The sequence below is a fragment of the Sphingobacterium sp. UBA6317 genome, from assembly GCF_002440385.1.
Lineage (GTDB): Bacteria > Bacteroidota > Bacteroidia > Sphingobacteriales > Sphingobacteriaceae > Sphingobacterium > Sphingobacterium multivorum.
On sequence record NZ_DJTD01000044.1, the window covers coordinates 34,102 to 46,882 of the forward strand.

8 protein-coding genes are annotated in these 12,781 nt (G+C 40.1%); 7 read left to right on the plus strand and 1 reads right to left on the minus strand.

Annotation, left to right across the window (positions count from 1 at the left end; genetic code table 11):
• The first annotated feature begins 125 nt into the window (after window positions 1-125).
• The 6 genes from B3E92_RS14380 (at window position 126) to B3E92_RS14405 (ending at window position 10,688) form a co-directional block, all read left to right on the plus strand.
• Window positions 126-428 (plus strand): DUF4342 domain-containing protein, encoded by a 303-nt coding sequence (locus B3E92_RS14380; RefSeq protein WP_112375521.1) that lies wholly within the window; start codon window positions 126-128, stop codon window positions 426-428.
• Window positions 429-447: 19 nt separating this feature from the next.
• A complete protein-coding gene (locus B3E92_RS14385) occupies window positions 448-822 on the plus strand; it encodes a MauE/DoxX family redox-associated membrane protein (RefSeq protein ID WP_070562952.1) in 375 nt (124 codons plus the stop codon).
• A 377-nt stretch (window positions 823-1,199) separates the two neighbouring features.
• The gene (locus B3E92_RS14390; protein WP_286897365.1) at window positions 1,200-6,485 is read left to right on the plus strand and encodes a translocation/assembly module TamB domain-containing protein; all 5,286 of its coding nucleotides are present in this window, start codon (window positions 1,200-1,202) and stop codon (window positions 6,483-6,485) included.
• The gene (locus B3E92_RS14395) at window positions 6,457-8,781 is read left to right on the plus strand and encodes a BamA/TamA family outer membrane protein (RefSeq protein ID WP_286831958.1); all 2,325 of its coding nucleotides are present in this window, start codon (window positions 6,457-6,459) and stop codon (window positions 8,779-8,781) included. The genes B3E92_RS14390 and B3E92_RS14395 overlap by 29 nt, the downstream gene beginning before the upstream one ends.
• A gap of 370 nt (window positions 8,782-9,151) precedes the next feature.
• On the plus strand, window positions 9,152-10,090 hold the full coding sequence (locus B3E92_RS14400; protein WP_046671868.1) for a malate dehydrogenase: 939 nt from the start codon (window positions 9,152-9,154) through the stop codon (window positions 10,088-10,090).
• Window positions 10,091-10,244: 154 nt separating this feature from the next.
• On the plus strand, window positions 10,245-10,688 hold the full coding sequence (locus B3E92_RS14405) for a retropepsin-like aspartic protease (RefSeq protein WP_286897366.1): 444 nt from the start codon (window positions 10,245-10,247) through the stop codon (window positions 10,686-10,688).
• Here B3E92_RS14405 and B3E92_RS14410 read toward each other — a convergent pair.
• On the minus strand, window positions 10,674-11,894 hold the full coding sequence (locus B3E92_RS14410) for an MFS transporter (protein WP_286770003.1): 1,221 nt from the start codon (window positions 11,892-11,894) through the stop codon (window positions 10,674-10,676). The genes B3E92_RS14405 and B3E92_RS14410 overlap by 15 nt on opposite strands.
• 181 nt (window positions 11,895-12,075) lie before the next feature.
• Between B3E92_RS14410 and fsa the strand changes: the two genes are divergently transcribed.
• On the plus strand, window positions 12,076-12,735 hold the full coding sequence (gene fsa / locus B3E92_RS14415) for a fructose-6-phosphate aldolase (protein ID WP_070562966.1): 660 nt from the start codon (window positions 12,076-12,078) through the stop codon (window positions 12,733-12,735).
• The last annotated feature ends 46 nt before the right edge of the window (window positions 12,736-12,781 follow it).

Consider the following 12,781-nt stretch of genomic DNA (forward strand, 5'->3'; position numbering starts at 1 on the left):
ATGAAGTTCTCCCGTTTAAACAGTGCACTTTATAATTGCTCAGCAACAAACAATGCAATTAACTTTATACGGATTCCTGTAAAAAAATGAATAACTTTATAAGAGCGAACTTAAATTATAGCATTATGGGATTCAAAGAAACATTTCAGATTAACGGTGAAAACCTTTTACAGAAAATCAAGGAAATCATTGCCGAGGGCAATGTGAGCAAAATCAGCATTGCGGACAAACATGGTAAAGAAATCATGAGTTTTCCGGTGACTATCGGCGCAATAGGCTTGATCTTAGCACCTGTTTTTGCAGCAATTGGTGCTGTCGCAGCATTGCTTACAGAATGTACCATCACTGTAGAACGAAATACAAACAAGGAAGAAAAAAATGACGAGGATAACAATACTGATCCGCCAACAACGATAACAGTAAAATAATGAACTAAAATTGACCGTTATGAAGATTTTTAAAAATATACTTTGCATTTTATTTGCCTTGCTTTTCATCAATGCGGGGCTAGATAAGCTTTTTCATTATATGCCTACGCCACCTATGGATATGGACATGAAAAAGGTATTTGAGGCTTTTGCTACGATAAAATGGTTAATGCCACTAGTCGGAATTATCGAACTCCTGAGTGGTTTACTGTTTATTTTTCCAAAGACAAGAACTTTAGGTGCATTAGTCATCTTTCCAATACTCATTGGCATTTTTACCCACAATATGATTTTTTACAGCCAACTGGGATTAATTATTTGGGCCGTACTTTTCATTATATGGCTATGGGTGGTATTTGAAAACTGGGGCAAGTATAAAAAATTGATGGAATAATTGCCTTATCTTCCCCAAAACAACTATTCGACAGAATACTACATGTATTAATTACCTATTTTTTTGACAAATTAATAGGTATTTAATGCTTTTATTAACATAAAATTAAAAAACAAAAAACTTTGTACGGCTAGAATGGTTTGGTCAATTATTTGATGTGTTTTTAGAACAGCCCCGAAGATATAATGACTTTATATAAGGGAAATTAGAAACTGTCTAATATCTGCTAGCAGGTATAACACAGAAATTAAACTTGCATTTACAGGCAAATTTATCTTAGTTTGCTGAAATAGTGGCGATATATGTTAATATCTGTAAACTTAGCAAACTTTTTTCCGTTTTAATTTTTATTAATAGATACTTAATCAAATAATACGTTGAACAGATTTACCCGAATTGCTTTTAAAACAATATTGTGGATTATTGGAGTCATCATTGCGCTGGCTATTCTTATTGTATTTTTAATCAGAATACCTGCCGTTCAGAATTATATTGCCGGAAAAGTAACGCAATATGTAGAAAACAAGATTGGTACCCCTGTTAAAATTGGCTACATTAATATTGATTTTCCTAAAAAACTGGTATTGGAGGATATCTATTTAGCCGACCAAAGTAAAGATACCTTAGTAGCAGGAAAAAGCATTGCTGTTGATATCAATATGCTCAAGCTGTTGAAAAACACAGTTGAAATACAGCGTCTCGAAGCAGAAGGAATCACTGCAAAAATTCGACGTACATTGCCGGACAGTTCGTTCAACTTTGATTATATTGTTAAAGCTTTCGCTTCCCAAAAAGAAAGCACAGCAACTGCAGACAGCAGTTCAGCCCTCCTATTTAACCTCGATAAAGTCAAATTTGACAAATTTCATATTGTTTATGCCGATGACGTCATTGGAACAAGTGCCGATGTTTACCTGAACAGCCTAAATACCAATATCAAAAAGTTCGACCTCACAAAAAACATGGCCTTCAATCTTCCAAAAGTGAAAATAGATGGTCTGAGCGCCACAGTGAAACAATGGCGGCCGATTAAGGACGGTACAGCTCCCTCGGTCGAAGACTTTGGCATTACGGATAAAACCGCACAAACAACCGCCTTGCTTCCCGATGTCGGTATACAGATCGCAGACCTGACGAATATCTTAGTACGCTACGAGGATCAGTCTAGCCTGTTGAACACCAAATTTTATATTAAGAACCTCCATGCGGACATTAACAAGATCGACCTTAACAAAGAACTTGTCGATATTCAGACGATCAATCTTGACGGTTCAGACAATACTGTGCTCTTTGGAAAGATCCAGAAAAAAGTAAACGCAGCAGCGAAAAACACCGCGGATACAACCAAAATAAACTGGGTTGTTTCTGCCAAAGAAATCCAGATCAATAAAACAAGCTTAGCTTATAGAGACGATAATCAGGCCCGTATGAAAGGCTTTGATTACTTCAACATTAAGATCCCTGGGATGAAAACCAGTTTAAATGATCTTTACTACAGTGCCGATTCCATCAGTGGATCACTCAAAGAACTTGTAGCCTCCGATCAATCGGGGTTTGTGATCAAGCAATTGAAGGGGGATTTTAAGTATACAAATACCGGTGCGGAGATCAAAAATCTATATGCAGAGACGCCACGCACTCTGCTGCGTGATTACTTAAAAATAACTTATCCTTCTTTGGATGTTATCGCTAAAAAACCAGAACTGATCTACGTCAATGCAACCATCAAAAAGAGCCGTGTTGATATGCGCGATATCTACTATTTCGCTCCTTTTTTGGACACCATGCAGGTGATGAAACCGTTGATGGACAAAAAATTTAATATTGATGGTCGCGTTGTCGGGAAGTTAAATGACCTCAATATTCCGGCAATTGATTTTCAAACCCTGTCCAACACACGTGTCATTGCAAGTCTACATTTAAAGGGGCTACCCAATGTCGATAAAATGTCCATGGATCTTAATTTAAAAAAATTGACTACAGGACGTTCGGATATCGAAAAGCTGGTTTCAAAAAAAATGTTGCCGAGCGGAATAGAATTACCCAATACAATCGGACTTACCGGAACTTTTAAAGGCGGAATGAATGCGTTTAACACCAATCTTTCGTTGGTAACAGAGAAAGGGACGGCCAAATTTAATGGTAAAGTAGGCATGATAGGCCGCGATACAACCTATGATGCTTTCGTCAGTATTCGTGATTTTGACATTGGTAAGATCATGAAAATGGACAGTACGTTAGGCATACTTTCCTTTGAAGGGAAAATTAAGGGTCATGGAACAGATCCCAAGAAGCTTGTCGCCAACTTTGATGGCAAAGTAAATCGGATGGATGCCATGGGCTATCGCTACCAGAATATCGATATGAATCTTACAGCAGACAAAGGGGACATAAAAGCCGCTGTCGTCAGCCCTGATCCAAATATCCAATTGAAGTTAAATGCGACAGCCAATATGAAATCCAAGTATCCACAGGTGGATTTTGAGCTTATGGTAGACACTATCAATCTTAAAAAGTTAAAATTGATGGATGACGAGTTCAAATACCATGGTAAACTCGTTGGAAATTTCAGTTCAGCCGATCCAAATTTTTTGAACGGAGAAGCACACATTACCAATTCATCCATTGTTTACAATGATGCTTATTACTCGCTAGACAGTATATCACTAATTGCAAAAGCGGATACTAGCCGCAACTTGCTACTTTTAAAATCGGACTTTTTAAACGCCCATTTGGTCGGAAAATACAAAATTCTAGAATTGCAGAATGCCGTTCAAGACATCTTACAGGTATATTACCAACCAGGCAAAGCTGTTAAAGTGCCCAAATACGACCCACAGAACATCGAGTTTTCGGCCCAATTGACGCGAACTAAGTTTATCAAAGATTTCTTGCCAGAACTGACAGAGATGTCGGATATCACATTGGATGGTATGTTTAACAGTCAATCAAAAACGATTCTCGCCAAGTTGGATGCACCGAAAATAATCTATAATGGCACTGAAATCAATAACGTTACTTTGGATATCAATACCCTCGACAGTACACTGTATTACTCGGCATTGATCAATAAAATCAAGGTAAGCAATATTGAACTGGTGAATACCGTATTCAGTGGTAAAGTCATCCAAAACAATTTGGATTTCGGTCTCTGGATAAAAGACAAGAAAGAGAAAGAGCAGTATCATTTGGGTGCCAATATGCGCGTTGATAATGGCGCATTCGTTTTTAGCCTACTTCAGGACGGCCTTATGCTGAACTACGACAAGTGGACGATAAATCCAAACAATGTACTCAAATTTGGAAGCACAGGTATTCAGGCCAGTGATTTTATCTTAAGTAATAAAGGACAGGAGCTGAGCATATCATCGCAGGATAGTGTGCTCAATTCGCCGCTCAACATTGCATTTAAGAATTTCCGCATTGAGACATTAAGTAAAATGCTTGAAAGTGAAACAGTCGATCTTGGCGGCGGCATTAATGGCCAGGCCACGATATCACGCCTAGAAAGCAGCCCTGTATTTGTTTCTGATCTTGTGATCGATAAATTTTATATTGGAAAAGATACCGTTGGTAACGTCAATATAAAAGTGAATAATCAAAAAGAAAACACCTATAATGCGAATATCAGTATCAGTGAAAATGGCAATAATGTCGTATTAAGTGGTGATTTTATCAGTCCTCCTCAGGGAGAGGCAAGCCTGGATTTCACTTTAGATATTGCACCGCTTTCTATGCAGACGGTTCAGGCATTTAGTCTGGGCTATCTAAAAGACTCGAAGGGAAACTTGGAAGGCCAGTTAAAAATAACAGGATCGCCATCCAAACCCCGCATTAACGGCGATGTTAGGTTTAAAGATGCTCAGTTCAATATTGCTATGTTGAATGCACTATTCAAAGCGAAAGATGAAACCATTCATTTGGATGAAAGAGGCATTACTTTCCCAAAATTTGCATTGGAAGACAAAAAGGGAAATATTGCCAAGGTAACGGGATCCATAGAAACCAAAACATATACTGATTTTGATTTCAATCTCAATGTCAATACCGACAATTTTGAGGTACTCAATTCAACACAAAGCGACAACGACATGTTTTATGGTAAAATGTACCTTACGTCGAACCTGCGCATTCGGGGGAATCTGGATAAGCCTATCGTTGATGGGACAATCAAGGTGTTAGATGATACGGACTTTACCTTTGTCATGCCAAACGAGGATCCTGGGATGGCCGATCGTAAAGGTGTTGTCGAATTTGTTGATAAGAGTGATACAACAAGAGCCAATGTATTTGCAAAATTAGATTCTATGACTGTTACCCGATTGACGGGAATCGACGTAGATCTAAATCTTCAAACCGATAAGGACGCCAAATTTAAGATCCTCTTGGATGCTGGTTCACAGGATGCACTGAATATCCAGGGTGAAGCGGAACTGAACGCCGGTATTGATGCAAGTAGCAAAATTACCTTGTCAGGTACATTTACAGTAGACAAAGGAAGTTATTCCTTCAGTTTTGGCCCCGTGAAAAAGGATTTTACATTCCGAAAAGGAAGTACCATCACTTGGAATGGAGATCCCTTGGATGCGCAGCTAAATATCACGGCAGCATACACAACCAAAGCACCAACCCTCGAACTTGTAGCGACGCAGCTGGGGTCGGAAAACGCTAATTTGTACAAGCAGCGGATTCCTTTCAATGTCTTACTGAAGATTACAGACAAACTGTTCCAACCGCAACTAAATTTTGATATCGACTTGGACGAAAACAACTCGGTTGTTTCGCAAGATGTGATTAGCAAGGTTAATAATGCTTTGACCACCTTACGTGAAAATCCGTCTGAGCTGAACAAACAGGTCTTTTCACTGATTGTTTTGGGGCGCTTTATGTCGACCAATCCATTTGAGAGTTTATCCGGTGGCGGTGGTACGGAAGCCATTGTCAGAAATAGCATCAGTTCGTTCCTGAGCGGTCAATTGAACCGCCTTGCCTCCGAGCTTATCACCGGAGTAGAGCTGGACTTCAACCTAACTTCGGAAGAAGATTACGCTACTGGAGCTGGCCAGACCCGAACAGATCTGAATATCGGCGTGTCTAAAATGCTTTTAAATGACCGTTTAAAAATTACCGTTGGCTCTAATTTTGAAGTTGAAGGAAATACACGTCCGGGAGAAACAGCCAACAACATTGCTGGAGATATCCAATTGGATTACCAACTTTCGCAAGATGGCCGCTATTTTGCGCGGGTATATCGTAAAAATCAATATCAGGTTACACTCCAAGGTCAATATGTAGAAACGGGTATCGGATTTATCATCAATATGGATTACAACCGATTTAAGGAGATCTGGATGAGTTCGAAAAAACTCAAAGAGTATTACGACACCAATAGCAAGGGTTTCAGAAAACGTTTCGATGTAGAACGTATGGAAACCGATTCAGTCTATCGCGACAGTGTACGCACCGTTATCCGAGATAGTTTGATGACCCATAGTCCTGAATACAGAAAGCGTATGGAGGAAAGAGAAAAAGAGAGACGTAAGCAACAGCTGGACTCAACGAAACGTACGCCGAAAAGCGATAGTCCAAAATCAACTATAGATACCATCAGAACGACAGCTATAAAAAATGAAGATGAGGAAAGGAATTACCATGCAAACTAAACTAAAGTATATTGTGGGAATAGTTTCATGCGCTGCATTCATAGCATCCTGCTCTTCCACCAAGAATCTAAAAGAAGGGGAAAGCTTATATGTCAAGGGCAATGTAATAGTCGATTCGGACACGATATCCAAAGAAAATAAGGAAAAGATTGCGACTCATTTAGAAGCTGCACTGATGCCAAAGCCCAACAAACGTTTGGCCGGCGTGCCATTCAAGCTCTATTTCAACAATATGGCCGGGGACTCTGCGGGGAATAACATCATTAAAAAATTCCTCAAGAAGATCGGTGAAGAACCAGTACTATTGAGCGACGTCAATCGCGAATATAATGAAAACCTATTGCGCAATCGTCTGGAGAATTTCGGATTCTTCAATGCGGAAGTGAAATCGGACACCTTAGTTGAAGACAAAAAAGCAACCATTAATTATACAGCCAAGCCTAATCTGATCTACCGAATCAGATCTGTTCAATTCGACATCGACAGCACAACACAGTTGGGTAAAGATATCCGTTCGAGCTCGGATAAAAGCCTCTTGCAAGTGGGTAAGAATTACAGTTTAGATGTTATCCTCAATGAGCGCGACCGCATCGACAATGACCTCAAAAATAGGGGGTATTATTATTTCAGTCCCGATTACATCCTAGTTCAGGTAGACAGTTCGCATCGGAACAACAAAGTCGACATGTATGTTACGGTGAAAAAGGAGACACCGGCACAGGCAAGGGTACCGTCCAAGATCAATAAAATCTACATTTTCCCGAACTACACGGAAACAAGCTCCGGTTATCAGCGATCCACCCGCAATGCGGAACTATATGATAGCAGTTACTATTTTATAGACCGCCAGCATCTGTATAGAAAGCCTGTGATCGCGAATCATATCTTCTTCCATCCCGGCGACGTCTATAACCGTAATGCCCACAATCAAACCATCAGCCACCTGGTGAATCTCAATAGCTGGAAGTTTGTCAAAAATAACTTTGTCGACAGCAAAGAAGTCCCCAACGCACTGGACGTCTACTACTACTTAACTCCATTGCCCAAGAAATCACTCCGTGTGGAACTTTTAGGAAAAATGGCCTCAGTATACAATGGTACCGAGGTCAATGTCAACTGGACTTTACGCAACGCATTTAAAGGCGCGGAGCAGTTGAGTTTTAATGTATTCGGAGGTTATGAAACGCAGACCGGTGGGTCGGCCGACCTCAATTCGAGTTATTACCGTTACGGGATGGAGGCTACACTGACTTTTCCACGGATATTGTCCCCTTTTGGGCGGATTTCACCGACACGGCGTTTTATCCCGAAGACTTACGTCAAAGGACGGTATGAATTTTTAAATCGCCGCAAAGCATATACCTTAAATTCCATCGCATTGGATTACGGTTATATCTGGCAGGAGTCTGAGGAGAAGCAGCACGATCTTGCTTTAATGGAGATTACCTATGTCCAGCCTAAAGGGATCTCAGAAAACTATCAAAAACAAATGGATACCATTCCGGCGTTAAGGCATGCAATAGATCCACAATTTACGATTGGCCCAAATTACAATTTCACGTTTCAAAATACGATGAAGCAGCATTTGAAAAATACCTTTTATTTCAAAGGCAACTTGGACCTCTCGGGGAATATACTCGGATTAATAAAGGGAGCAGATTTCAATAAAGGGAAAACCTTCAAATTGTTCGATGCGTATTTTTCCCAATACATCAAGATCAGTGGCGATGGAAGACATTATCTCAAATTGTCGGAGAATTCGCAGCTTGCCTCGCGGGTCAGTTTGGGCTTAAGTTATTCGTATGGCAACTCGCGGTCACTCCCCTATTTAAAACAATATTATGTGGGTGGACCTAACAGTATCCGTGCTTTTGGTGCTCGTGCAATTGGCCCAGGAACAGTTGCTCCTGAAAAATTAAGCAATGGGCTTTTCTATGCAGACCAAACCGGTGACATCAAATTAGAGCTGAATACCGAATATAGAGCCAAATTAGCGGGCTTTGTTCATTGGGCAGCGTTCATTGATGCGGGGAATGTGTGGTTGCAACGGGATGACGTCAACAAGCCCGGCGGTAAATTCAGCAAGAACTTTTTGAATGAATTAGCTGTTGGCGGTGGCGCTGGATTACGCTTCGACTTTACTTTTTTGATCCTTCGTACCGATATGTCAATACCTTTCCGCATCCCGTATCTTCCTAAAGGAGAACGTTGGGTATTTAAGGATATCGACTTTGGAAGTTCAAAATGGAGAAAGGATAACTTGATGTTTAATTTAGCCATCGGTTATCCATTCTAGGATTTAAAATTTGATATAAACGATAAAAAAACAGGCTTGAGCGAATTTCAGGCCTTTTTTCTTTGGGTGTATTCCATCAGGATCGTACCCTTTGAAGGGTATTATTATACGCTATTCGCCCAACGGCGTTTGCCCTCATATTATTATGTCAAAAAACAAGTTATTCCCACGAAATACATTGATTTACTGACAATAATTGATTAAATTCAAGAATTATTTATTAATCCACATCAATGCACATGAAATATCCATGTAAAAAATACGCGCATTCGTGAAGAGAGACTGGATATTTATACGGCATAGAAAACCGCCGAAGGCAGCATGAATTCTTAAGCGGAAATTAGCTCATGAATAAACAAATAATTTACATATGAAAGTAACTATTGTTGGTGCCGGAGCTGTAGGAGCAACTACAGCGGACAATTTAATCCGTCGAAATGTCGCCGAAGAGATTGTATTATTGGATATTAAAGAAGGATTTGCGGAAGGTAAAGCGCAAGATATGGCACAAACTGCCGCCTTGTTGGGTTTTGAATCAAAAATCAAGGGAGTAACCAATGACTATCTGTCCACTGCAGGTTCTACCGTTGCCGTCATTACGTCGGGAATTCCACGTAAACCCGGAATGACACGCGAAGAACTAATTGGCACAAATGCGAATATTGTCAAGTCTGTGGTGGAGAACCTGGTAAAATATTCTCCGGATATTATCATTGTCATCGTTTCCAATCCCATGGACACCATGACTTACCTGGCACTTAAATCAAGTGGATTACCAAAAAATAGAATCATTGGAATGGGCGGCACATTGGATTCAGCCCGATTCAAATATCAACTGAGCGAAAAACTGAATGCTTCTGCGGCCGATCTCAATGCCATTGTCATTGGCGGCCACGGAGATACAACGATGATTCCACTTATCAAGCACTCCACGTGGAACAGTATTCCAGTCACTGATTTCCTTACCCCGGAAGAGCAGGACGAAATTGTACACAAAACGATGGTTGGTGGCGCAACCCTAACCAGTCTAATCGGGACCTCAGCCTGGTATGCTCCAGGAGCCGCAACAGCCGCAGTGGTCGAAAGTATCGTGCGTGATCAAAACAAGTTATTTACTGCATCCGTTTACCTCGAAGGTGAATTTGGACAAGAAGATATTAATCTTGGCGTACCGGTTATCATTAATAAAAAAGGATGGGATCGGATTGTCCCCCTTCAGCTGGATGAAGAGGACAAAGAAAAATTCAGTAAAAGTGCAGAAGCAGTGCGTACAATGAATAATGTATTAAAAGAAATAAAAGCGCTGTAGCGCATAAACTATAAAAAGGTGAAAGGCTGTTATTCTTCAAATAACAGCTTTTTTTATGATCGGCTTAACGCATAAACGTTTTCAGGGCATTTTAAACATACGCTAGAGGCCTTAAATTTCTTTTTTAAGGGATTTTTTGGGTATGTTTGGTTATATGACAACAGTACCATTTCAATTACTGGATCTGCAGGGCCAGGGCACACATATTTTAGTCGATGTGGAATTATATAGCCGTTCATTCAAGATGGTGATTGATTCAGGTGCCTCTAAAACTGTATTTGACAAAACACAGTTAGTCCATCTTTTGGAAGACCAATTACAGCTTGAGCCTTCAGAAACATTATCAACAGGACTTGGCACCAATTCGATGGAGAGTTTCAACATGAAAATTCCGAGTCTGACCATAGGTGAATGGCGGATAAAAAACTTAAATACGGCGGTATTGGATTTAAGCTCGATCAACTATGCCTATCAGCAGATGGATCTGGAACCCGTGATCGGCGTATTGGGTGGAGATATTTTTGCAGACTATGGCGCTGTCATTGATTATGCCAAACGCACCTTAAAATTAAGAAACCGGAAATTAAAACTTAAATAGGCGTTTGTGGATATGGAGCCGGAGATAGCCATAGTATACGATTGCGATCAATATCCCCAATCCACCCATGACGTATAATGTCATTCGAAGCCCACAGTAACTGGCTAAGGAACCGATCATCAATGTACCGATGGGAAATATTCCTTGAAAAGCCATAACGTAATACGAGATTGCCCGGGCGCGATAGATTGGTATGGCATGCGTCTGAATATAGGTATTGATACTTGAGTTTTGCATCATCATGGCAAAGGACACCAACATCACATAGACGAGTGCCATCTGCAGCATACTTGAATGCGCCAAAAACAATAACGCAATTCCCATAAGTGCAGCAGCACCCATCACCTGATAGCGCAAATTGGTGCCCGATTTTAAACGGGCCATATTAAATGCACCAATCATTGCACCCAAGCCGGCGGCACTTTCAAACCAGGAAAACGTACGCTCATCGCCATGAAACATTTCTTTTGCTATGGCAGGTAGCAACGAGGTATACGGAATAACGATCAAGCTGGAGAATGTCATGATAATAATCAGTGAAGCAATATGCGGTGAGCGTTTGAGGTAACGAAAGCCTTCGACCAAGCCTTCCCAATTGCTTCCCTTGCTCAGTTGAACATGCGTTTCATCGACCTGCATCATCAACAATGTAATAATGACCGGAACAAAACTGATAAAATTTAGGGCAAAACAGACGAGTTCACCGTATGTACTCAGTAAAATACCTCCTATTGCAGGTCCCAACATTCGGGCACCATTGAAAATTGTTGAATTCAGGGCAATGGCATTCGGCAGATCTTTACGGTCACCAACCAGATACATCATCAGCGATTGACGTCCCAAAACATCGAAGGAATTAATAACCCCTTGTATAAGACCCAAGATGGAAAGCCATAAGACACTCTCCCATTTCAGATAAACGACCAAGGTCAAGATTCCAGCCTGTATCATCAAACCAATTTGGGTCATCAGAACCAATTTATACTTTTTGTGCTTATCGACAAAACTGCCGATAAATGGAGACAGGACCAAAGAGGGCAATAGGGAGATAAACTGAACAAAACCAAGCCAAAACACTGATCCTGTCAATTCATAGACCAACCAACTGATGGCTATTCGCTGCATCCAGGTCCCCATAAGGGAAATTGCTTGTCCTATAACATGTAAACGGAAATTTCTATAATGGAGAGAACGAAAAACCTGCATACGTAAAGATAATAGTATATTAAAAGTATAACAAAAAATTAGGAGAAGAGATTCCTTTTTGCTAAAATAAAGATACAATAGGTGAAAATCAATGCTTCAATACTGGAATATAATCAATAACTTTGCGTCATTATTTTGAACATTAGAATAATCAAATTATTATCATTCAATAACATATACAATGAAATTTTTTATTGACACAGCGAACCTAGAGCAAATCAAAGAAGCCCAAGACTTAGGTGTATTAGACGGGGTAACAACCAATCCAAGTTTAATGGCTAAAGAAGGTATTAGCGGTGATGAAAACGTAATCAACCATTATAAAGCGATCTGCGCAATCGTTGATGGCGATGTCAGTGCTGAAGTTATTTCTACAACTTATGAAGAAATGATCAAAGAAGGAGAAGCTTTAGCGGCTCTTGACAGCAAGATTGTTGTAAAAGTCCCTATGATTAAAGATGGCGTAAAAGCAATTAAATATTTCAGCAAAAAAGGTATTAAAACAAATTGTACATTGGTATTTACAGCTGGTCAAGCACTATTGGCTGCTAAAGCTGGGGCAACTTATGTATCTCCTTTTATCGGTCGTTTGGATGATATCTCTACAGATGGATTAGCGTTGATCGAAGATATTCGTTTAATCTATGATAACTACAACTACCCTACACAAATTTTAGCAGCTTCTGTACGTCACAGCGCACACATTTTAGGCTGTGCTAAAATCGGTGCTGATGTCATGACAGGTCCATTATCAGCGATTGTAGCTTTATTAAAACACCCATTGACAGATAGCGGTCTAGCGACATTCTTAGCTGATCACGCGAAAGCTGCAGGCAAATAAGATTCCTATATTTCATATAATAACGAAAACCGATAGGTAAGATGAC